Annotated in this window: 22 protein-coding genes and 1 riboswitch; of the genes, 8 read left to right on the top strand and 14 right to left on the bottom strand. The window is 35.6% G+C overall.

The features are described from left to right. Positions 1–33: 33 nt before the first annotated feature. Complete coding sequence (locus AC4BC5_RS09600; RefSeq protein WP_490495177.1) at positions 34–867, bottom strand: aldo/keto reductase; 834 nt, start codon at positions 865–867, stop codon at positions 34–36. 105 nt (positions 868–972) lie between these two features. Here AC4BC5_RS09600 and AC4BC5_RS09595 point away from each other — a divergent pair, with 105 nt between their 5' ends. Then, positions 973–1,755 carry a PHP domain-containing protein gene (locus AC4BC5_RS09595; protein ID WP_490495176.1) on the top strand — a complete coding sequence of 261 codons (783 nt, stop codon included), beginning with the start codon at positions 973–975 and terminating at the stop codon, positions 1,753–1,755. Positions 1,756–1,793: 38 nt separating this feature from the next. On the opposite strand, the gene AC4BC5_RS09590 is transcribed toward AC4BC5_RS09595, so the two are convergent. Then, the gene (locus AC4BC5_RS09590) at positions 1,794–1,934 is read right to left on the bottom strand and encodes a hypothetical protein (RefSeq protein WP_490495175.1); all 141 of its coding nucleotides are present in this window, start codon (positions 1,932–1,934) and stop codon (positions 1,794–1,796) included. Positions 1,935–2,170: 236 nt separating this feature from the next. On the opposite strand from AC4BC5_RS09590, the gene AC4BC5_RS09585 reads away from it, so the two are divergent. Together AC4BC5_RS09585 and AC4BC5_RS09580 are read left to right on the top strand one after the other, a co-directional pair. Next, complete coding sequence (locus AC4BC5_RS09585) at positions 2,171–3,349, top strand: ATP-grasp domain-containing protein (RefSeq protein WP_490495174.1); 1,179 nt, start codon at positions 2,171–2,173, stop codon at positions 3,347–3,349. 10 nt (positions 3,350–3,359) lie between these two features. After that, positions 3,360–4,112, top strand: coding sequence for an esterase family protein (locus tag AC4BC5_RS09580; protein WP_490495173.1), 753 nt, complete (start codon positions 3,360–3,362; stop codon positions 4,110–4,112). Between the two features lie 36 nt (positions 4,113–4,148). Here AC4BC5_RS09580 and AC4BC5_RS09575 read toward each other — a convergent pair whose 3' ends face one another. Then, positions 4,149–4,778, bottom strand: coding sequence for a TetR/AcrR family transcriptional regulator (locus AC4BC5_RS09575; RefSeq protein ID WP_490495172.1), 630 nt, complete (start codon positions 4,776–4,778; stop codon positions 4,149–4,151). A gap of 78 nt (positions 4,779–4,856) precedes the next feature. Between AC4BC5_RS09575 and AC4BC5_RS09570 the strand changes: the two genes are divergently transcribed. After that, complete coding sequence (locus AC4BC5_RS09570; RefSeq protein WP_490495171.1) at positions 4,857–5,582, top strand: ABC transporter ATP-binding protein; 726 nt, start codon at positions 4,857–4,859, stop codon at positions 5,580–5,582. After that, positions 5,572–6,621: an ABC transporter permease gene (locus AC4BC5_RS09565; RefSeq protein ID WP_490495170.1), complete on the top strand. Its 1,050-nt coding sequence runs from the start codon at positions 5,572–5,574 to the stop codon at positions 6,619–6,621. The genes AC4BC5_RS09570 and AC4BC5_RS09565 overlap by 11 nt, the downstream gene beginning before the upstream one ends. A gap of 154 nt (positions 6,622–6,775) precedes the next feature. Here AC4BC5_RS09565 and AC4BC5_RS09560 read toward each other — a convergent pair whose 3' ends face one another. The 3 genes from AC4BC5_RS09560 to AC4BC5_RS09550 form a co-directional block, all read right to left on the bottom strand. Next, the gene (locus tag AC4BC5_RS09560; RefSeq protein ID WP_490495169.1) at positions 6,776–8,326 is read right to left on the bottom strand and encodes a PTS transporter subunit EIIC; all 1,551 of its coding nucleotides are present in this window, start codon (positions 8,324–8,326) and stop codon (positions 6,776–6,778) included. 185 nt (positions 8,327–8,511) lie between these two features. After that, on the bottom strand, positions 8,512–9,258 hold the full coding sequence (locus AC4BC5_RS09555; RefSeq protein WP_490495168.1) for a carbohydrate deacetylase: 747 nt from the start codon (positions 9,256–9,258) through the stop codon (positions 8,512–8,514). A gap of 11 nt (positions 9,259–9,269) precedes the next feature. Continuing rightward, a complete protein-coding gene (locus AC4BC5_RS09550; protein ID WP_490495167.1) occupies positions 9,270–10,580 on the bottom strand; it encodes a family 4 glycosyl hydrolase in 1,311 nt (436 codons plus the stop codon). 176 nt (positions 10,581–10,756) lie between these two features. Between AC4BC5_RS09550 and AC4BC5_RS09545 the strand changes: the two genes are divergently transcribed. Further along, positions 10,757–11,506 carry a MurR/RpiR family transcriptional regulator gene (locus AC4BC5_RS09545; protein ID WP_490495166.1) on the top strand — a complete coding sequence of 250 codons (750 nt, stop codon included), beginning with the start codon at positions 10,757–10,759 and terminating at the stop codon, positions 11,504–11,506. Between the two features lie 212 nt (positions 11,507–11,718). On the opposite strand, the gene AC4BC5_RS09540 is transcribed toward AC4BC5_RS09545, so the two are convergent. The 3 genes from AC4BC5_RS09540 to AC4BC5_RS09530 all read right to left on the bottom strand — a co-directional run bounded on the left by AC4BC5_RS09540 (position 11,719) and on the right by AC4BC5_RS09530 (position 14,066). Further along, positions 11,719–12,558, bottom strand: coding sequence for an alpha/beta hydrolase (locus AC4BC5_RS09540; protein ID WP_490495165.1), 840 nt, complete (start codon positions 12,556–12,558; stop codon positions 11,719–11,721). A gap of 91 nt (positions 12,559–12,649) precedes the next feature. Then, on the bottom strand, positions 12,650–12,832 hold the full coding sequence (locus AC4BC5_RS09535; protein WP_490495164.1) for a hypothetical protein: 183 nt from the start codon (positions 12,830–12,832) through the stop codon (positions 12,650–12,652). Between the two features lies 1 nt (position 12,833). Continuing rightward, a complete protein-coding gene (locus AC4BC5_RS09530; RefSeq protein WP_490497534.1) occupies positions 12,834–14,066 on the bottom strand; it encodes an MFS transporter in 1,233 nt (410 codons plus the stop codon). A gap of 277 nt (positions 14,067–14,343) precedes the next feature. On the opposite strand from AC4BC5_RS09530, the gene AC4BC5_RS09525 reads away from it, so the two are divergent. Continuing rightward, complete coding sequence (locus AC4BC5_RS09525; protein ID WP_490497533.1) at positions 14,344–15,000, top strand: Crp/Fnr family transcriptional regulator; 657 nt, start codon at positions 14,344–14,346, stop codon at positions 14,998–15,000. 219 nt (positions 15,001–15,219) lie between these two features. Here AC4BC5_RS09525 and AC4BC5_RS09520 read toward each other — a convergent pair whose 3' ends face one another. The 3 genes from AC4BC5_RS09520 to AC4BC5_RS09510 form a co-directional block, all read right to left on the bottom strand. Next, on the bottom strand, positions 15,220–15,774 hold the full coding sequence (locus AC4BC5_RS09520) for an ECF transporter S component (RefSeq protein ID WP_490495163.1): 555 nt from the start codon (positions 15,772–15,774) through the stop codon (positions 15,220–15,222). Positions 15,775–15,789: 15 nt separating this feature from the next. Further along, positions 15,790–16,764 carry a nucleoside hydrolase gene (locus tag AC4BC5_RS09515; protein WP_490495162.1) on the bottom strand — a complete coding sequence of 325 codons (975 nt, stop codon included), beginning with the start codon at positions 16,762–16,764 and terminating at the stop codon, positions 15,790–15,792. Between the two features lie 18 nt (positions 16,765–16,782). Continuing rightward, a riboswitch (PreQ1 riboswitch) is annotated at positions 16,783–16,827 on the bottom strand. Between the two features lie 89 nt (positions 16,828–16,916). Next, the gene (locus tag AC4BC5_RS09510) at positions 16,917–17,417 is read right to left on the bottom strand and encodes a hypothetical protein (protein ID WP_490495161.1); all 501 of its coding nucleotides are present in this window, start codon (positions 17,415–17,417) and stop codon (positions 16,917–16,919) included. A gap of 557 nt (positions 17,418–17,974) precedes the next feature. On the opposite strand from AC4BC5_RS09510, the gene AC4BC5_RS09505 reads away from it, so the two are divergent. After that, positions 17,975–20,140, top strand: a complete 2,166-nt coding sequence (locus AC4BC5_RS09505) for an amidase family protein (RefSeq protein ID WP_490495160.1) — start codon at positions 17,975–17,977, stop codon at positions 20,138–20,140. Between the two features lie 35 nt (positions 20,141–20,175). Here the strand turns inward: AC4BC5_RS09505 and AC4BC5_RS09500 are convergent, their stop codons facing one another. Both AC4BC5_RS09500 and AC4BC5_RS09495 read right to left on the bottom strand, forming a co-directional pair. After that, positions 20,176–20,583 (bottom strand): hypothetical protein, encoded by a 408-nt coding sequence (locus AC4BC5_RS09500; RefSeq protein ID WP_490495159.1) that lies wholly within the window; start codon positions 20,581–20,583, stop codon positions 20,176–20,178. Positions 20,584–20,662: 79 nt separating this feature from the next. Then, positions 20,663–21,172 (bottom strand): GNAT family N-acetyltransferase, encoded by a 510-nt coding sequence (locus AC4BC5_RS09495; RefSeq protein WP_490495158.1) that lies wholly within the window; start codon positions 21,170–21,172, stop codon positions 20,663–20,665. Between the last annotated feature and the right edge of the window lie 100 nt (positions 21,173–21,272).

The raw sequence follows: 21,272 nt of genomic DNA, 5'->3' as shown, positions 1-21,272 counted from the left end.
AAGAAAGAAAAGAGAGCCATGCTCTCTTTTCTCTTAAAATTCTTCGTAGGTAGCTGGGTCTTGCTGTTGTAAACGTCCCTCTTCTTTACTTAACAAAGCGATTAATGCCATATCTTCATTGAGTAATTCGAAATCAAAAATAGCCAAATTATTTTTTTGACGTGCAATATGGGAAGCTTTAGGGATAGGCAATACTCCTAACTGTAACTGCCAACGTAAAATAATTTGTGGAATAGACTTTCCATAACGAACAGCAATTTCATCCAATACAGGGTCTTGTAAAATTTCTGTTGCACGTCCCAGTGGGCTCCACGCTTCAGTAATAATATTTTTTGATTTATCGTATTGGCGTTGCTTTTCTTGATTGAAGTGTGGATGTAATTCTACTTGATTGATAACTGGTAAAACACCTGTTTCAGCTTCTAGACGGTCAATGTGTTCAGGTAAAAAATTGCTGACACCAATCGAACGAATTAAGCCCGCTTTTTGTGCATCAATTAACGCTTGCCATGCTTCAACGTAGTGATTTTGAATAGGGTTGGGCCAATGAATAAGATATAAGTCGATATAGTCTAAATTCAGACGAGCCACTGATTCTTCAATTGTCACCATTGCTTCTTGATAACGATGATGTCTTCCTGGTAGTTTTGAGGCCACAGTAATTTGATCGCGTGGAACACTACTATTTTTAATTGCTCGACCAACCGCTCCTTCATTTTCATAGTTAAATGCCGTATCAATTAAGCGATACCCTGTAGTTAACGCTTGTTCGATAACGCGCGTTCCATAAGAGCCATTCAAACTGTATGTGCCAAAACCAACTTTGGGAATTTGAAACCCATCAGATAATTCATAGAATTCTTGCATATTTTTTCCCTCCTCTTATTAAAAGGATAACACAACCTATCAGAGCATCGCTACTAGCTAAACGAATAAAATTGTGGTACTGTTTGAAAAAAAGGAGGCTCTTATATGAACTATTACGATCAGCACTTGCACACATTCTTATCCTTTGACTCAGATGAACAATTTGAAAACTATCTTGTAAATCAACCTGAATTTTTTGTAGCTACCGACCATTTTGATTTAGAAAATGCCGGTACAGGTTTCAAAGATGATATTCCTGATTATGATATGTTAACGAAAAAATTAGCCGAATTAAATGAACAGTACGATATTACATTTTTGCGTGGAATCGAATTAGGGATCGTTCCTGGTCAAGAAAACAAAATTCAAGACTATCTTGCTAGTCATACGTACGATTTAAAATTATTGAGTATTCATCAAAATGGTCAATTCGACTACATGGATGATATTGTTTTGAAAAAAGACAAATTTGCCGTTGCAAAAATGTACTTTGATCAAATGTCAAAAGTGTTGGACTCTTTTCCAGATGGTCATATTTTAACTCACTTCGAATATGGATTACGTCGTTTTGATTTTACCCCTGAAGAATTAGAAAACCATTTTGAAAAAGAATTGATTGCTATCTTTAAAAAAGTCATCCAGCGTGAATTGGCGATGGAGATTAACGCCAAAAGTTTTGGCCGATACCAAAACGAAAAATTGTATCGTTATGCTATTCCGTTGTACCAAAGCTTAGGTGGCAAATTATTTACGCTAGGCTCCGATGCTCATGTCGCAGAAGACTATCGCCTCCTATTTCCAGAAATGGCTAACTTATTACGGACATTTGATGTCAAAGAATTGGTTGTCTTTCAAGGCAATGAACGTTTTTATACAAAATTACCTTAAAAAAATTCCCAGCAAAGGCATTCTTTGCTGGGAATTTATTATTTCTCTTCTTTTTTCTTAGGCTCGATTACTTTGTTTTTGACTGCTTCTTTCTGCGCCTCTTTAAAAATCTGCTCTTTTTCTGACTTGTATGAGTGTTGACGCTCGGCATAAACTTTTTCTTTGGTTTTGTCGGTCATTTGAATCCTCTCCCTTATCAGATTTATACAAATACTAGACTTTGTATAATTTAATTATAGAAAAGAACTGCTCATTTGTAAAATCTAAGGCTAACTAACCGCTTTTTTCTTAATTTTTATCAAAAAAGTTATCTTGTATTTTGATGGGAAAACCAGTCTCTAAGATTAAAAAATAGTTAGATTTCAAAAAGATAATATGCTATGATTAACAATAAAAACAATAAAAGGTGATCTATATGGAAAACAAATTAAATTTCGTTATGATTTCACCGCATTTTCCAGATAACTTTGCTACCTTTGCCCCACGTCTACAAGAAACTGGTTTTAATACTCTTGGAATTGCGGATGTCCCTTATGAACAATTGTCTCAAACATTAAAAAATGCGCTCACCGATTACTATCGGGTAGATAATATGGAAGACTATCATCAAGTTTACCGTGCTGTCGCCTATTTTGCTCATAAATATGGGCGTATTCATCGGATTGAATCTCATAACGAGCATTGGTTAGAACTTGATGCTCGCCTACGAACGGATTTTAATGTTTTTGGCTATAAAGAAAACGATTTGGATGCAATTAAGCATAAATCTGCGATGAAAGAAGTTTTTCGTAGTATTGGATTACCTGTGGCGAATGGACGCGTTTTTCATGAACGTGAAGAAGGTTTTGAATTAGCTAACGAGTTAAATTTCCCAGTAATCATTAAACCAGATAGTGGGGTTGGTGCTGGTGATACCTACAAAATTAAGAATGAAGCTGAATTAGCCCACTTCTTTGACATTCGTCATCCAGAAGTGACTTATATCATGGAAGAATTCATTCCAGGTGATATCGTAACTTTTGATGGTCTAGTAGATCATGATGGAAACATCGTTTATTATTCAAGTCTACTTTATAATGTGGCTGTATTAGAAACTGTTGAAAATAATAATGATATGTATTTCTATCTGTCTCGTGAAGTTCCAGAAGATTTATACGAAATGGGTTCAAAAATGGTGCAGGCTTTCAATACAAAAGAACGTTTCTTCCATTTCGAATTTTTCCGTATTGCAGACGGCACTCTTTTACCATTAGAAGTCAATTTACGTCCACCAGGCGGTGCCACTATTGATATGTTCAACTACGGAAATGACATTGATATCTTCAAAGAATACGCAAATGTCGTAAAAGACAATAAATTCTACGCAACAGTTGATCGTCCGTATTACTGTGGTTATGTTTCAAGACAGTACAAAACCTATAACTACGTTCATTCAAACGATGATATTCGCCACTATTTAGGTGAAAATCTGATTAACATTCAAACTATTCCTGGCATTTTTGCGGCAATTATGGGCGATGAAGGTTACCTTGTGCGCACGCCATCGGAAGAACAGTTATTCGACTATTTCGCATTTATTCGCGAAAAATACTAGGAGGTTTTTTATGCACTTTGAAAGAAGAAGTCATTATAGCGGTCATTTGAACCGCGAAATGCATTTTAATGTTTATGGACATGCAGGAAAACCCGTTATCGTCTTTCCCTCATCTGGTGGAAGCCAAAATGAATTTGCTGATTTCGGCATGATTGAAGCTTGTCGTTCATTTATCGATCGTGGTTTAGTGAAATTTTATACACCTGATTCTCTAGATAACGAATCCTGGCTCGCCACTAGTCGCAGTCCGCATGATATTGGTGAAACGCATAATCAATACGACCGTTATATCATTGAAGAATTGGTGCCTTTAATTCGCTATGAATCAAATTGGGGCGGTGCAATGATCGCAGCTGGTTGTAGTATGGGTGGTTTCCACGCAGCCAATTTTGCCTTACGCCATCCAGATATTTTTGATATCAGTATTGCGTTAAGTGGTGTCTATGATGCCCGTTTCTTCACAGGTGATTTTTATGGTGATCAAGCCGTTTACTTTAATTCCCCTGTTGACTACCTAAAAAATATGGCAGACAATTGGTTCTTAGAACGTTACCGTCAAAATACCTTTATTGTCTGCGTCGGTCAAGGGGACTGGGAAGGACCTCATATCTTAGCAACTCGCGAATTACAAGATATTTTTGAAAGTAAAAGAATTCCTGGCTGGTTTGATTACTGGGGACATGATATTCCTCATGACTGGACTGCTTGGCGTGAGCAACTTCCTTATTTCTTCGGTTCATTGGAGCGACAAGGAAAAATTTAGTCAGTTAAAGAAGCATGGATAACCTATGCTTCTTTTTTATCGAAAAAATTCACTGGGTACAATTGTATCTAAAATCTTCACCATCTCTTCCGGTGTTTCTTGCTGCCCGCGGTTCACCCATTCTTGCATGACACTAAATGCCGCATTACTGTAATAAATCACAAAATAATGCTCTTCTAACGCAGTAAGTGTGTCCCCTTTTAATTGTTCCACCATATATTTTTTCCCATACTGTTGCAAAACATGACGAATATCATTCTGTACTACGAGAGAGCCATTCGTTGAAAGTAATAAGGCAATTAATTCTCCTTCCCCTTTCAAAAAGGTTAGCGCTTCTAAGAAAAAATCAACTCGTTGCCCATTAAAAGCTGCCAGGACTTTTGGAAAGAAGTGGTGTAAGTACGTATCTTTTAATTTTTTGATTAAATCATTTTTATCTTGATAGTGCAGATAAAACGTTCCTCGGCTAATGGTCGCTTTTGTAATAATTTCCTTCACTGTAATTTCTTCTAGACTTTTTTCTTTTAGCAATTCAATTAATGCCTGTGTAATTTTTTTCATTGTTCGTTGCACACGAACATCCAAGAAAGTATCTTCCATCTTTTTCTCCTTAATCAATTTTACTAGACGATTGTATTGTAAATGTTTACTATCTCTTTTTTTCAATTGTCTTCCCCAAAAATTGGATTACAATAGGAGTATACTTTTTATTAGACACCGTGTCTAATTTAGGAGGAGAAACTAATGGCGACAATCGAATTAATACATGCGACTAAAATATTTCAACATTTTACTGCTTTAAATGATGTCTCGCTAACTGTCGATGCTGGAACGATTCTTTGCTTAATCGGTCCAAGTGGTGCTGGTAAATCAACGTTAGTGAAATGTTTGATGGGGATGGAAACCTTAACCAAAGGAAGCAGCCGAGTCTTAGAAACAACTATGCCAAATCGGGCAATTTTAAAACGCATTGGCTACATGGCCCAAGAAGATGCCCTCTACGAAGAACTTACTGGCAAAGAAAATCTCTACTTTTTTGGACAGATGATGGGCTTAAAAAAAAGTGTTTTAAAACAAGCCTGTGAGGAACAATTAACTTTAATGAAACTAACCGAATTTCAAAATACTACTGTTAAAAAATATTCTGGCGGGATGAAACGTCGTCTTTCGTTAGCAATTACGCTCCTTGCTGATCCTGATTTATTAATTTTGGACGAACCAACTGTCGGGATTGATCCACGCTTACGAGTTGAAATTTGGCAAAAGTTACGAGAATTAGCGAATCGTGGAAAAAGTATTCTCGTAACAACACATGTGATGGATGAAGCTGAAAAATGCGATTCTCTCGGTCTAATTATTGATAGTCAGCTATTTGCCTTAGGAACACCCCAATCATTAAAAACACAGTTTCATGCCGCAACAGTTGAAGAAGTTTTCTTAAAAGCCGAGGTGGAAAAACATGCGCTATAAAGCACTCGTTCAACGAATTTTAAAAGAGATGATTCGTGACAAACGGACACTCCTGTTAATGATGATTGCACCTTTGTTCATTTTAACACTGATGCACATTGTTTTTGATCGTGAAACGGACAATCAACTAACAATTGGTTATCGACAAGTTCCTAGTACGCTGATTAAACAATTTCCTGATACCGTGGCGCTAACAGAGTTTACTGTCACCGCTTCTGCCAAGAATATTATTGAGAATAATAATCTGGATGCTTTTATCGAAGGAAAAGATACCACTTTGACTGTGACTTACGAAAATGCTGATCCTACTAAAAGTAAACAACTGGAAGGTCTTTTGCCGAATCTGCTCATGAGCAGTTCGCTACAGAATCTTCCAATTTCTAATGAATTACCAACCTATACCATTACTAATCAGTATCTTTATGGTAGTCATGACTCTGATTTTTTTGATACGCTCTTCCCTATTTTAATTGGCTTTTTTGTCTTCTTCTTTGTCTTTTTGATTTCAGGGATCTCGTTACTGCGAGAACGAACCAAGAGAACATTGGAACGTTTATTAGCGACTCCTGTTAAGCGTAGTGAAATTATTTTAGGCTATATGACTGGCTATGGTTTATTTGCTATTGTCCAAACAATTTTAATCGTCTTATACGCAACTTATATTTTGGATTTAACCATTGTTGGCGACCTGATTTGGGTCTTTGTTATTAATCTCTTAATTGCTTTTGTGGCGCTATCGATGGGACTATTTGTTTCTACTTTTGCATCTTCAGAATTTCAAATGATGCAATTTATTCCTTTGGTAGTCATCCCCCAAATCTTTTTTGCTGGTATTCTTCCACTTGATACGATGGCAAAGTGGGTACAAACAATCGGTAAATTTCTACCTTTAACTTATGCGGGGGATGCATTAACTAGCGTGATGTTTAAAGGACAAGGTTTTGATGCTATTGCTACAGATTTAGGCGTATTACTCCTGTTTGCTTTATTGTTTACCAGTGCAAATATCTTAGGATTACGAAAATATCGGAAAGTATGAAAAGTCAGTATGAATAGAGGTTCTACTGTTTTTATAAGAAGGCTGACCTTCTTTTGGAGTACTATTCTAGTTAAATAATTAACTATAAAAGAAGCAGCCCTCTACTTTGCATGCAAATAGAGGGCTGCTTCTTATTATTAAATTCATTATTTTTTTAAGATAAATTTTCTAAATAAACTTCCAAATCATCACGAACATTTTGTACGCCTAAACCGACAATAATTTGAATATGTTTGCCTTTATCAACGATTCCTGAAGAAGGATATTTCTTTAATTCTTCCATATCCACTTTTTCAGCATCATTGACATCGATTCGCAGACGAGTGTAGCAATTATTGATTTCACTAATATTTTCTTTGCCACCTAGCCCTCTAACAATCATGGCTAATTGATCATTAGGCGCAACTGACTTATTGATTTCTTCCGCTAGTTTTTCATCAGTCGGTCCACTTTCTTCTAGAATATCTTCACGACCTAAAGTAGGAATATTCAGCTTAATAATTAGGAATTTGAACACAAAGTACTCAATGGCTACCATTAAAATTCCAATTGGCAAGAGCAACCATTGTCTACCTAAATTCATAGGAATAGTAAGAGAATACATGATTGTATTGACCAAATTTTCTACTACAACATTTAAACCAACCACATTTGAAATTAACAGTCCTAATCCATAAATAATTCCGTGAACAACCCACAAGAATGGTGAAATAAACAAGAATAGAAACTCAATTGGCTCAGTGATCCCTGCTAAAGCAGCGGCAATTACTGCCGGAATTACGATAGCTTTTACTTTAGCTTTATTTTTAGGGCGAGCAGTTTTAATAAATGCTAGAGCAATACCTATTGGCAAAGCAATATAACCAAAGTTTACAAGATAACCAATAGATGAATCAATGGATGTGACTGAACCTATATTACCGATTTCAGCCAACCAGATATTCATAGCGCCACTATAAGTTTTGCCAGCAACTTCGGCGGAGCCTCCTAATGGTGTCCAATATAAAGGCATATAGAGTAGATGATGCATACCAAACGGTAACAACATACGGTTTAAGAAACCATATAGGAAGAAACCAAATGCGCCCATACTTGACATCGCGCCTACAGATACACTAATACCACTATTAACTATTGGCCAAATATAAGTAACCAAAATAGCTAATAAAGCGGTTACAATCAATAGTAAAAAGTAAGCAAATTTTGTTCCTTCATAAGGAGAAAGATACTTATGAAATTTTACATTACCAAAACGATTGATAAAATAACCAACCAGACATCCTAACAAAATACCTAGAAAAACACCCATATCCGTCACTTGAATACCTAAAACCATATTTTGACCTGTACCATATAACCCTTGATCACCAGCTTTTGCCAATCGGCCGGTAAATTCTAACCAAAAGTTATTTGTATAAAGAAAAACTAGAAAAACCATGATTCCTAATATCGCAGCATCAGTTTTTTTCTTTTTAGCCATGGCTGCGGCTATACCAACACAGAAGATGACTGATAATTGACCAATAACACCACCCGTTAAAACTGTAAAAATTCCATTTCCTAAATCTTGTATCAGAGTCGGCATTTGTTCCAATTTAAATACTGCTGCTACGGAAATTAATAAACCCGTAACTGCCATAAACATTACTGGCTGAATAATAGCTCTAGCAAAAGCTTGAATACTTTTTTGCATCTTTTCTTTCATAGTAGGCTCCTTTTCCATTTTAATCATTTTTGTAGAAGATTATCTAATCATGGAACTGTAACATAAGTTGATTTCCAGTAAAATATCCGAACATTAGAAGATTGTTCCTTGATTTGACGTAACTCATTCCTATTTTGTTCGGATATTTTCGTCTTGTTCTTCCTTATGTTACAGATCCATAATAACTATAAATCTGCGTAAGTTCCTAAGGTGATTTGATGATGTTTTATTATCTCTTGGTAACTTTCTTTCTGCAATTCTCTTAATTGATACGCTCGATTGTCACTTAAGCTCGAATTATCCAAAACGACAGCATCGATATAACCAGGGTGGGTCATCGCTTCCACTGTTCCAAAAGTTTTGACGTCCTCTATCAAATTGTGGATAGTCATTGGTTTCCAAATGTCTTTATCTCTGCCTAAGGAATCCAAAGTGGTAAAGAAACGCTTGGTTGTCACAAGACCTGCTGTCACTTCATAATTATGTCTGACTGGTAAATTGTATTCCTGAGCCAAACGTTCAAAGACTGTTGTCAATGGTTGAACCGAATTCACATGGTGATGACTATCTAAATGTGTGGGTTGGATACCACTTGCAATTACCTTGTCTATCTGAGCTTTCCATTCATCATACAATTCCGTTAAGTTAATGGAAAAATTTTTTTCATAAAATGACAACGCATGAAATTTTCCGTCAGCTTCAACTAAACTCTCAGCCCCTTTTTTGACTGGGCTTCCGCATGTTAAAGTTAGATGTACACCTATTCCTAGTCCAGGATTCTCTTTAGCCAAAATAATCGCCTGCTCGAATCCTGGCATATTAGCCATCAAAGTCGTTGAAGACAGAATTCCCTGCTGGTAAGCGTCAATAATTCCATAATTGATGCCAGCACTGTAACCAAAATCATCCGCATTTACAATTAATAAGTTCATATTTTCATCTCCTATTTTAACTCTACCCAATAATCCCCATTAGCTTCAATCATTTCATCCAGTACTTTTTTAGCAACAACAGCGTTTGGTACCGTTTGATTCAAAGTGAACGCTTCTAATGCTTTTTGATAAGAATTTTCGAAGAACGCATCAACTAATAATTTTTCCGCTGCAACTTGCGCTTCCATTAGTCCTTTATGGAAATCTGGGATATCAAAACGTAATGAAATAGGCTCTACACCTCTAGCATTTACATAGCAAGGAACTTCAACCACTGCATCTTCTCTCAAATTAGGAATAGCCCCTTTATTTGGTACAATTAGCATGAAGCGATCATTTTTATTATGTAAAATTGAAATAGCAATCTTTACAATATAAATGCCATGAACACCAGCTTGATAATCAATCGTGTCTAACTCACGTTTTTCTTCAATTTTTGCGACAGTCTCTTTGATTTTCTTTAAGCGACCATCCATAATCTCATTCGCTCGGGTGTAATTAGGATTTTCATGCTTCGTAATTTGTTCTGAATATAAATAATACTGTAAGTAATTATTTGGAAGATTTGTTGAAAAGTCCTTAGTCATTTCTGCCATCAAATTATACGTATATGCCCAAGAAGTTTCTAAATCATCTGTGTAAAATCCTTTTTCTTTGATTTTTTCAATGATTTCAGGCATCACATCTTTGCCAGCTTTAGTATCATAAATCTCTTTGTACCAACCAAAATGATTCAATCCATAATAAGTAGGAATAAAATTATCTCTATCATAGCCAAATGAGTTTTCAATCAATTCTTCAATCCCAATTGTCATATCACAAGCATTGGCAATTTTTATATTTGGATATTGACGACGAACTGTTTCTGAAACGATGGATTCAGGATTAGTGTAATTTAAGACCCAAGCCTCAGGTGCAAATTTTTGAATATAACCTAATAATTCCATAAATGCTTTCATTGATCGCATACCATAAGAAAAGCCACCTAGTCCACATGTTTCTTGTCCGACCAAGCCATGCTTTAATGGAATTTTTTCATCTTTTTCTCGCATCTTCATACCGCCTGGACGAATTTGAGAAAAAATAAAATCTGTTCCTGCAAATGCTGTTTCAGGATCCTCCGTAACTACCAATTTCACATCGTGATTATCTCTTTTCAATAGATAATCAATAATGATTCCCATATCCGTATTGCGTTCTTTATCAATATCATACAGACGAATTTCATTTACTGGAAAATCTTTCTTATACTGTAAAACTGTTAATAAAATTCCTGGTGTATACCCACTTCCGCCTCCAGCAATTGTGATAATGTTTGTCATAAAATCGCTCCTTTTGTTTTGATATGTACTTTATAACATATTTTCCACCTCATTTATTAACCGCTTACAATCATGATAGACTTTTCCTTAATATGAAAATTCTTATCAAAAGATGAAAAATTTTTCTTTTCTGCTAAAATAAAAGAATAGGAACGCTTGAAAAGGAGATTTACAAAATGAAATTTTTATTTTCTCAACTGTTAAATGAATATGAAGATAGCTTATCCAAAAACGATAAGCAGTTACTCAAGCAACTAAGTGAACAAAGTATGACTATTCCAAACTCTACTATCAATGATTTAGCGGATAATCTTTACGTTTCTACTTCAACTTTATATCGATTAATTAAAAAACTTGGGTACGCTGGTTTCCCTGATTTTAAATTTAAAGTTGCTGAATCATTAAATACAGAAGAGATTTTACCTTCATCTACACAAGACTTTCTGAACCTACAGTTACATGAAATAGAATATACCCACAAGATCAATCAAGTGAACATAAAAAAAGCCGCTAAAATGATTTTAGAAGCCAAAAATCGCTATACTTATGGAACTGGCTGGAAACAAGAAGAGGTTGCTTCTAATCTAGCTACTGATTTATTGATTTATGACGTGCCAACTTTTTATTTGCGTAATAAATATGATTTGGAACTGACCGCTGGCTACGCAAGTAAAGAGGATATTTTTATCTTGATTACTTTGAAAGGGCTAACAAATGAGTATAAAGAAGCTCTAGATATATTAAAAATAAAAGACATCCCTTTCATCTCAATCTCATTAGACACAATCAATGAATTAAGTTCTCAAAGTACCGTCTCCTTGTATTTTGCCGATCAACAGGTAGGAAAAAATATAGAGCATTGGACTGCGTTGACTTTAATTTATCTTGTCAATCTTTTAATTCAAGAAGTTCTACAATATAGATAGCTTGGTTAACGGACTGGTGACTAGTATAAAAGAGACATAACAACTAAGCTTTCGATTCTCTTGAAAACTGCTACTTTATTCTATTAAAAAATCCGTTGCTTTTTCGGCAACGGATGATCATTCTATTTAGTTTTTCCAATTTGAAAATCGCCATTTTTCTATTCTTCAACTAGGAAATCAAGCTATTTTCAACAATGAAATTTCTACTTTTTTTATTTATCATGAAACGTAAATTGTAAGTATTCACCAAAGTGGTCAGCCCAGTATTTCTCAAAATGGTGCTCATCTGCTAAGATTCGCAACCAAATTTTATCCATTGAGTGATTATTTCGTAGCATGGTTTGATAGTACCACAATGAACTATCGATATACGCTTGGTTGATGTTTTTATTAACAAAGGCTTCATCTACTTCGTTACCTTCTTCTGTCCCAACTTGAATATATACTTTAGTCTCTGGATGCAATGGATGCTTGTCAATAAAATCTAAAAAGGCCTTTTCACTCAACCATGATGCTAACGAAAAAACACCTAAGGAGCCAAACGTTTCAGGATACGCTGCGCCCATATACGCCGTAATGAGTCCTCCTAAGGAACTTCCTACTAGGGCAGTATGTTCGCGTTCTGATTTAGTCCGATAATGTTTATCAATAAATGGTTTGACCGTATTCACAATCCATTCACCATGCGGTATTCCCATACCACCAGGATGGCCATGACTTTCAACTTCTTCTTTTAACTCAAAGGGCCAAGGTGTGTATTCATCTAATCGGTCTTCTCCCGCATTATCAATCCCTACAACAATCATTTTGGGTAAATCATGGCTGTTCTTAATTAAAGGAATTAATTTCCAAGAATGGCCTGAGTAAGCTTCTTTGCTGTAAAAAACATTTTGCCCATCATGCATGTATACAACTGGATAGTTTTCTTCGACATGTCGATCGTAATCTCTAGGTAATAACACACGAACACGTCGCGGTTTATCATCATATGGAACATCTAAATAATGGGAAATAATTGGCAAATAATAGTTCATCGGTTTCTTCATCGGCACACCTCATCATTGTCTATTTTTTCCATTTTAGCATGTTCTTTTAGAGTTTCCTAGTTTACTAGACTTTCAGAAGAGAATGTGTGGCATTTCATTAGCCAATAAAATTATCGTTTTCCACCACTTTTTGTAAGCAATATACAGAGTGTTGTAAGGTTTGTTGTTCCTGATCGATAGCTTGCGTATTCGCTTCAATGCCATCTAGTTTATGACTAATTTCATTCAGCGTAGTTAAAGTTTGTTTCATCAATTCAACAAATTGTTCTTCTGTTTGCATCCTACTTCTCTCCTTCAATTTCTTGTAATCTTGGTAACACAGTTTTTGATTGATAAAATAACGCATATAAGACAATACAAACAATTGGCAAGAGACTAGCAATCTGGTAGATTCCTTGGAAAGACATAAAACTTCGCAATTCACCTAATAAATACGGGCCCACTCCCAAGCCTAAATCCAAACCGATAAAATACGTAGACAAGGCGACACCAATTTGATGGCCTTCGCATTTTTTTAAACAAATGGCTTGTCCATTTGACATAAATGTTCCATAACCTAAACCAATAAACGCGCCTGAGAAAAGTAACAACCAACTACTCGTAGTGATACTTAATAGTAATAAACCGATTGTTAGACAAATATAACTTGGATACATCACATAATTTTCACCATGTGCATCAAAAATACGTCCTGACAATGGACGAGTGGCTGTAATAACTAATGCATAAACCACAAAGAATAACGAACTTGTGCTGACGAGATGAATTATTTGTGCATAAGAAGAAAGAAATGCTAATACACTAGAATAAGCAAAGCCCATTAAGAAGGCAATAAACGTAATAAAAAGGACTTTCTTTTCAATAAATGTTTCCCATGACCATGAAGCAGCCAACTTTTTATGTTCCGCAGACAACACCATGTTTCTAACAGGAAATAGAAAACTAGCAATGGTTGTCATTGTAATTAATGCAATTGAAAAACCAATAATCACGTAAAAATTCGTTACATTTAATAAGACCATCCCAATAAAAGGACCAACTGCGGCAGCCAAACTGGTACTTAATCCATAATAGTTGATGCCTTCACCGTTACGCGCCTTAGGAATATACGCTGTGACAATCGCATTTGTAGCAGTTGAGACCGTTCCATAGCCAAAACCATTCAACAAACGGACAACATATAAGAGACTAATCGATGGAACGTACAGATATGCAACGGTTGTTAATAAATAAAATACGGATCCATAACGCAAAACTGCTTTCCGACCATAAGATTCTAATTTTTTCCCCATCAATAAGCGAGCGAATAATGTTCCAATAATATAAATGCCTGACGCTAAGCCCGCTTGTCCTAATGTCGCATGTAACTGATCTTGTGCAATTACTGCGATAATCACCATCAATAAATAATAGACTAAGTAAACGACAAAATTAATTAGTGTAATGCCAATAAATCCTTTATTAAATAGTTTATCTGGTCTTTCCAAATGTTTCTCCCCCAATTCTTTTTCCAACTCATCCACTACTTTGTTCACCTCTACTAGCATAAATTTGTGAAAAAATATCATACCTCTTTTTTAAAAGATTAGTTTTCAAATGATTAGATTATTTTTTCGAATAATTTCTTTCACAAGTTGCATTATACAAAGTTTCTCCTTACAAAAAATGTCGATTTGTACAAACGATTTGCTAATAACATTCTTCGTTTGCAAATGTTATTAACATTTGTTATTGTTTTTTGTGAGCTTCTACGATTAAATGCTAGAGAACAAGCAAAAAAGGAGTACGATGATGGATAAACAAATCTTACAAGATTATTTGGATAGTCATTCTTTTCCAGTGATTGTTAGAACGAAGAAAAAGTATTTAATGTATGAAGGATTACAGGATAGTTCCGCATATATTTTAAAAAAAGGTATTATTAAAACTAGTGTCATTTCTCATGATGGCCGAGAGTTTAATCTGCGTTATATTACTGGCTTAGAAATTGTTTCTTTATTACGGGATGAATATTCAAGATTTATTGATGCCCCCTTTAATATTCGGGTAGAATCGCCCACCGCTGAGCTCTATCAAATTGATCGTGTACAATTTTGGAAAGATATTAATCAAAGTCCGCAATTACAAAATTATGTTAAAGAGTATTACCGTGTAAATTTATTACAATCAATGAAAAAAATGCAGCAAATGCTGATGAATGGGAAATTTGGAGCAGTCTGTACACAGCTATATGACCTTTATGAAACATTTGGCGTGAAAACACAGGAAGGATATTTAATTGATTTTGTGGTAACGAATGAAGAAATCGCTCATTTTTGTGGTATCACTTCTGCGAGTAGTGTCAATCGCATGATGCAACAACTACGTGAGACAGGGGCTATCAGTATCCAAAATCGTAAAATTTTAATTAAAGATTTAAACGCAATTAAAGAAAATATGATTGTTTAACAATTAGAGTAAACCAAATAGAATAAGCTTAGAGGAAATAATTAGCCATAGTTACTTATTTCCTCTATTTTTTAGCTTATCGTAGTTCTAGCTGTGGCAAAAAAAGTGATTGGGTAACTGTTCAAAGAAGAAATTCGCTTTGCAAAAATGACTGTTTATCTCCACCTAGATTTTGCAAGACGACTCAATTATGTGCTCAAAAAAAAGCACTAGAAAAATCTAGTACTTTTTGATTGAACGATTATTAATACGAGTAGCTACTAATAAAACTAAAATAATTGAAACCAAGCGATCCGCATAATCTGTAATGAGTTGAACAAGTAATACACTGGCAACTGGTGACAAGCCGATACCACGTAGTAATTGAACAATAATACTTGAACCAGACGATGTGATTCCGCCAAATAAAACGACGGTAATAATCGTTGCTATAATAGTTCCAGGCAATGAAACCCACAAGGCTTTGATTGCCACTTGTTTTCCTTCTAAACGATTTTTTAAGAAGTAACCCGCACAAAATCCAGTAATGATTTGAACAGGTCCATAATACAAGGCAAATAAGTCAGTTGTTAAGCCACTAAGTAAAGCATTTAGTACTCCTGCTAAGACACCATAGGCTGGACCTAATAGTACAGCTGCAAAAATCGTCCCAATTGTATCCAAATAAATAGGTAAACGTAAAAATAAGGCAATTGTCCCACCGATGTAGTTTAATGCTAATGCGAGCGCAACAATAGCAATTGCTCTAGTAGTGATGGTCTTTTTTTGATTCATAGTACATATTCATCCTCACATCAAGTTTTTTAAGTCCGTTTGAATTAGCTCTTCTTGTGCATGAAGAATGACGGTCAAAAACTTCCCAAAGAAAGAATACGTATCTACTTTAGTTAAAATTTTACTGTTAACAGGTTTTTCCCAAAAATCATAGCGATCAACTAAGGTCTGTCCTATGCTGATGCCAGTTGTTTCGACGGCTGTAAAACTTTCAAATCCCTTACAGATTGTACTATCAATAAAATACGCAACAGCAAGTGGATCATTAATCACACACCCTAAGATGTGCTCTTGTTGCCAATGAAAGTCCACGTAAAAACGAGTGATTGCTTGAATAAATTGTCCTATTTCTGGATTTATCCGTTTACAATATTCAATTAATGTCGGCGTAAAAACAATTTCTCGTGTTACATCCAATCCGATCATTTCGATAGTTCGATTGAGATGTTGAAAAACATAGGACGCAGCATCTGGATCACACCAATAGTTATATTCCGCTACGGGTGAACAGTTGCCGTGACTTTTGTAAGTCCCACCCATCGAAACAAAACGTTGCATATTTACTCCAAGCTGCGGATTTTTCTGCAAAGCTTGGGCAATATTTGTCAATGGTCCTAAGGCGATGACTGAGATATCTGTTGGTTGAGCAAAAATAGTCGCTAGATAAGTTACGGCATCTTCTGCTTCTATTGTTTTTTCAGATGTTCTAGGGAAATACGTTTCACCTAAACCATCCATCCCATGCGTATCTTGGGCACTAATAAATTCACGCTTAAGAGGCGTTGCTGCGCCTTGATACACAGGAATATCTAGTCTGTGACAACGTTCCAAACAGCGAAAGACATTCTCTACGCCTAAATGAACCGGAACATTTCCACAAACAATCGTAATTCCAACTACTTCCAGCTCGGGTGCTTGAACAGCAAGCATTAGAGCTAGCATATCATCAATCCCAGGGTCACAATCAATAATTACTTTTCGTCGTTGCATTTCCAACCTCCTTTCAAGAGGTATATAGTTTTTTATAACTGGGAGGTTTCGAACCAGTCCGAGAACAAATTCTCGATTTCATGCACGTATTTCATCATACCGTAAATTTTTTTGAATGAAAAGACTAGAATGAAAAAAGCACTAGAAAAATTCTAGCGCTTCACTGCTTTAAATAACGATGTTAAAACTAAGCCGATGACGCCCACCATTAATGAATAAGCCGGCATGCCAAACATATTGTTTGGATTATCAAAAAGCAAACGAACAAAATTAGCGGAATAATCATTTAATACAGCTGAAACAACTTGCCCTGTGTAATTATTAAGATACGTAAAGATTCCTAATTGTAAGATAGAAAAGGCAAAGGCAATAATCTGACTTTTTTTAGAAGATAAAAAATGTAACACTAAAATGATTAAAGGCACACCAATTAGTGCATATTTTGCAAGATCAAATAGCGGTAAATTATCACGATAGTTTAGCAATAATTCTGGACGATATGCTGCCCACCGCTTAATGATACTCTCCATCTGATTAAATAACGTAATTAAATTATCATTCGAAAATTTCACAAAACCATCCCCTAATACGCCATATAAACTAGCGGTAACAGAAGATAAAGAGACTGCTGTTGATGGTGATATTTTTTTCAATTTACGAATGCTTTTACGTAGTATTTTTTTCATCTGACTTTTTATTGTTTTTTTTCTTTTTCCGATAGTAACCCCTCTTTTACATATTAATCCGTTATTAGTATATCACAAGAGGGGGTCGTACGTTCGCCTTTTTCTTTCACTCGGTTGAAATTTATTCTGCTTGTAAAATCTTTTTAATCTCTTTTTGAGACAATGCTTTCCATGATGACGTTTCAAAATTAATCAAAGCCATTTCGGGATTTTCATTTTTGTTCCACCATTTTGCTTCATAACCAATTCCTTCAAACATTTGTAAAAAAAGAGACTAGCTAAAACAAACAATGCCTTAGTCTCAAAAAGAACCATCCACTCATACTATTGGTATTTTGTAGCATGAAAATCATTTGATATTCCTCCATAACAAAATTCTCTAATGCTAACTGATTCTTTTTATTCGGAATACTTTTAGTTAACTAGCGTCAATAGAAATAGCAAACAATCAAGTAAATTGACAGGAATCTAGCTTTCCATTAGCCTAATAAATGTAACTATTTTGTTATTTTAAGGGGATGCTTATGAAGAAGTTAGGGTTTAAATGGCAACAATGGGGAATTTTATTAGCAACAAGCATGTTACTTATTCCAGTGTCAACAGGGGTTTTAGATACAATTGATTCGACCAGCAACACTGAACAGACAACTCCTGAAAGTGTAGAAACTTCCAATAGTTCGTCTGAAACTTTCGAATCAGTAGAAGAACAAGCAACTTCTAGTAGTGCAGAAAAAAACATAGCTGATTCTACTTTAACAACAACTGAGTCATCTACTGTTTCTTCTGAATCTATAGAAAATTTTTCAGAAACAGCAAGTCCCTTTACATTGGCAGATTACGAAAATAGTTCTGCTTTAGAACTTGCAGAAGCTGTCCGACAACGACGTGTGACTAGTGTCCAACTTGTCCAATTCGCTTTTCAAAAAATTCGTGAGCAAGATGATACCTATCATGCAATGATTTCTTTACGTGAAGCAGAAGCATTAAAAGAAGCTGCCGAAATTGAAGATACCGGACAACCATTTTTAGGTGTACCTTTGATTGTCAAAGGATTGGGTCATACAATTGCTGGTGGCAGCAACTCAAATGGCTTAACTTTTGCGAAAGATATTGTCTCACGATCAACAGGAACATTTACAAAAGCTTTTCAAAAAGCTGGTTTCATCGTGGTGGGTCAGACTAACTATCCAGAAATGGGACTAAAAAATATTACAAATTCCAAGCTCTATGGTCCGACAGGTAGTGCATGGAATCCTTTATATCAAGCAGGCGGTTCTTCTGGCGGTTCAGCAACTGGGGTCGCTGCTGGTTATACACCGATTGGTACAGGAAGCGATGCCGGTGGTTCCATTCGTATCCCAGCTTCTTGGAATGGCATTATTGGGATGAAGCCTTCTCGAGGTGTTTTAGTTGGCAATTCCGCTAGCGAACGTGGGCAAACCAGTCATTTCGCAGAAACAAAAACGATGGATGATACCATCACTTTGTTTGATACGTTTAAAACACAAGAATTGCCACAACTTTCATTAACACAAGACGTTAAAATCGCCTACTCGACTAAATCACCTGTGGGTACGCCCGTTGAACCAGAAGCCGTTCAAGCAGTAGAAACAGCCGTTGATTTTTTACGTCAACAAGGCTTTCAAGTAGAAGAAGTCGAGCAACCTTATGACGGTGTCCAGTTGATGGAAAATTATTATACAATCGGTGCTAGCTCCATGGGCATCATTGATTTTTTAGCTAAACAACAAGCAAAACGACCGGTTGAAATGGAAGATGTTGATTGGACGACTTGGGCATTATTTCAAACAAGTAAAGATTTAACAACCGCAGACGTTGATCAAGCATGGGAAGAAGTTCGACAAATTGGTGCAGAACTGGCTTCGTTTCAAGAAAAATATCCTTTATTTTTAACACCGACGACTGCTTCGACTGCCCCTTTGCTAAATGATACAGCTATGCTTCCAGAACACATTGAAGCTATCAAGAATATGGAAACTTTGTCTAAAGAAGAAAAATTGCAACTAGTTTATGATCAATGGTTACCAGGTCTAACGCATACACCGTTTACCCAAGTAGCAAATTTAACAGGTACACCTGCGATTAGTTTACCAACTTATGTTTCAACAGATGGCTTACCCTTAGGCATTCAATTTATGGCTGCTCAAAATAACGACTATTTATTACTGGAAGTCGGAAAATTATTTGAAGAAAATCAACAATTCAATCAAATCGCGCAAACGCCAGAAATACCTGAAGAACCCGATGATTCAAGTGATGAAGAAATTCAATCAAGTAGCACCATAGAATCGAGCACCAAAACCTCAGAATCAAACTCGGGAGAATCGACTTCAGATACACATACACAATCAAGCAGCACCATAGAATCTTCGACAAGTGAAACAACTGGTTCCACAGAATCAACAACTGAAAATGAAACTTCTACTAATAGTACCAACGATTCTTCTTCCAAAGAGGAAACGTCAACTAGTAGCACAAAAAAGCATACAACTGAATCAAAAACAACTTCGTCAACAAAAAAAACAAATAAACCAACTGCTAAAGAAAAAAATCCCCCTTCCAAGAATTTACCTAGAACGGGAGAATCCGAAAATATTTTGCCAATTGCTGGTGTTAGTATCATCGTGATGGTGAGTGGTTTTGTAGCTTGGCGAAAACTTAAAAACTAGTTTGTCTAACAGAAAAAACGCCATTATAGTTTGAACTATAATGGACGTTTATTTTGTTGTGTAACTTTAAGATATATCCACAGCCCTAGATATAAACCCGCCAGTAGTGGGAAATAATAAATTCCATTCATAATCACTACCGAACGAACAAGCACAGCTATTCTAAAGATCAGCGCAAAGGATAAAAAGAAATAGACACCAAAATTAATCAATAACAGTCGGTGATAACTAGACTCTTCCGCATAAACCAAAGAACGCATCACAACAATAGTCACCCCTATCGCTGTGAAAAACAATATAGCTATTGATAGCAAACGAAACAATAATGAAAACATGTAATATCTTCCATAAAAAATAGTCACATAACGTTGCATCCAGAGATTGAACAGTAACGCAAGTAACGGAACAATCGAAACGAATAGATAATCAATTGTTTTTTTCATACAAGTCACCTCATTTTCTTATATTTAACGTAACATAAAAAACAATGCTGATAAAAACAAAATGGATGCGCTATCATAATTATACATGAATATAAACAAGCATACCCTGACCATATGGATCATCGCTACTAGCTTCTTCTCTCATAAAAGTAAAGCCATTTTTTTCTAACACTCGCTGTGAGCCAAGATTTCCTTTTAATACTCTTCCTTGTAATTTTGTTATTTTTAATTCCTCTAAAACAAATTCAATCATTGCTTGAACTGCCTCGGTAGCATATCCTCGTCCACAATAAGCTTCGCAAACACTGTAACCAATTTCTATTTCATCTGATGTCCCATCAACAACATTCACTCCAATATCCCCAATTACTATTTGCTTTTCTTTACAAAAAATCCCTAAAACATAAGGCAACTCCTTCTGATGAACACAGCTTGAAAAAAATTCAATCGCACGAGTCGCTTCAGCTACATTCTGATAAACTTCATTCGGCATCCACTGTTTTAAAGACGCTTCCCGATGATTTTGATAAAATGTCACGACTTCTTTTGATGTTAATACCTTTAAAACTAAGCGTTCAGAGACAATCATATCGCAACCTCCTTGTATAGTCGATTTTAGAGAGAAATACTTGAATTATGAAAGCATTTTTTATTTTATCTAAAAAAAACGGAAAAATGACGATTATCGT

This window comes from Enterococcus sp. AMC2644 (assembly GCF_058216475.1).
The sequence above is the reverse complement of the archived record's forward strand: the minus strand, read 5'-3'. Positions and strand labels throughout refer to the sequence as shown.

What these genes read in the sequence shown, in the direction of transcription:
- AC4BC5_RS09600 (WP_490495177.1), bottom strand. Translation starts at nt 867, where the DNA reads ATGCAAGAATTCTATGAATTATCTGATGGGTTTCAAATTCCCAAAGTT.
- AC4BC5_RS09595 (WP_490495176.1), top strand. Translation starts at nt 973, where the DNA reads ATGAACTATTACGATCAGCACTTGCACACATTCTTATCCTTTGACTCA.
- AC4BC5_RS09590 (WP_490495175.1), bottom strand. Translation starts at nt 1,934, where the DNA reads ATGACCGACAAAACCAAAGAAAAAGTTTATGCCGAGCGTCAACACTCA.
- AC4BC5_RS09585 (WP_490495174.1), top strand. Translation starts at nt 2,171, where the DNA reads ATGGAAAACAAATTAAATTTCGTTATGATTTCACCGCATTTTCCAGAT.
- AC4BC5_RS09580 (WP_490495173.1), top strand. Translation starts at nt 3,360, where the DNA reads ATGCACTTTGAAAGAAGAAGTCATTATAGCGGTCATTTGAACCGCGAA.
- AC4BC5_RS09570 (WP_490495171.1), top strand. Translation starts at nt 4,857, where the DNA reads ATGGCGACAATCGAATTAATACATGCGACTAAAATATTTCAACATTTT.
- AC4BC5_RS09565 (WP_490495170.1), top strand. Translation starts at nt 5,572, where the DNA reads ATGCGCTATAAAGCACTCGTTCAACGAATTTTAAAAGAGATGATTCGT.
- AC4BC5_RS09560 (WP_490495169.1), bottom strand. Translation starts at nt 8,326, where the DNA reads ATGAAAGAAAAGATGCAAAAAAGTATTCAAGCTTTTGCTAGAGCTATT.
- AC4BC5_RS09555 (WP_490495168.1), bottom strand. Translation starts at nt 9,258, where the DNA reads ATGAACTTATTAATTGTAAATGCGGATGATTTTGGTTACAGTGCTGGC.
- AC4BC5_RS09550 (WP_490495167.1), bottom strand. Translation starts at nt 10,580, where the DNA reads ATGACAAACATTATCACAATTGCTGGAGGCGGAAGTGGGTATACACCA.
- AC4BC5_RS09545 (WP_490495166.1), top strand. Translation starts at nt 10,757, where the DNA reads ATGAAATTTTTATTTTCTCAACTGTTAAATGAATATGAAGATAGCTTA.
- AC4BC5_RS09535 (WP_490495164.1), bottom strand. Translation starts at nt 12,832, where the DNA reads ATGCAAACAGAAGAACAATTTGTTGAATTGATGAAACAAACTTTAACT.
- AC4BC5_RS09525 (WP_490497533.1), top strand. Translation starts at nt 14,344, where the DNA reads ATGGATAAACAAATCTTACAAGATTATTTGGATAGTCATTCTTTTCCA.
- AC4BC5_RS09520 (WP_490495163.1), bottom strand. Translation starts at nt 15,774, where the DNA reads ATGAATCAAAAAAAGACCATCACTACTAGAGCAATTGCTATTGTTGCG.
- AC4BC5_RS09515 (WP_490495162.1), bottom strand. Translation starts at nt 16,764, where the DNA reads ATGCAACGACGAAAAGTAATTATTGATTGTGACCCTGGGATTGATGAT.
- AC4BC5_RS09505 (WP_490495160.1), top strand. Translation starts at nt 17,975, where the DNA reads ATGAAGAAGTTAGGGTTTAAATGGCAACAATGGGGAATTTTATTAGCA.
- AC4BC5_RS09500 (WP_490495159.1), bottom strand. Translation starts at nt 20,583, where the DNA reads ATGAAAAAAACAATTGATTATCTATTCGTTTCGATTGTTCCGTTACTT.
- AC4BC5_RS09495 (WP_490495158.1), bottom strand. Translation starts at nt 21,172, where the DNA reads ATGATTGTCTCTGAACGCTTAGTTTTAAAGGTATTAACATCAAAAGAA.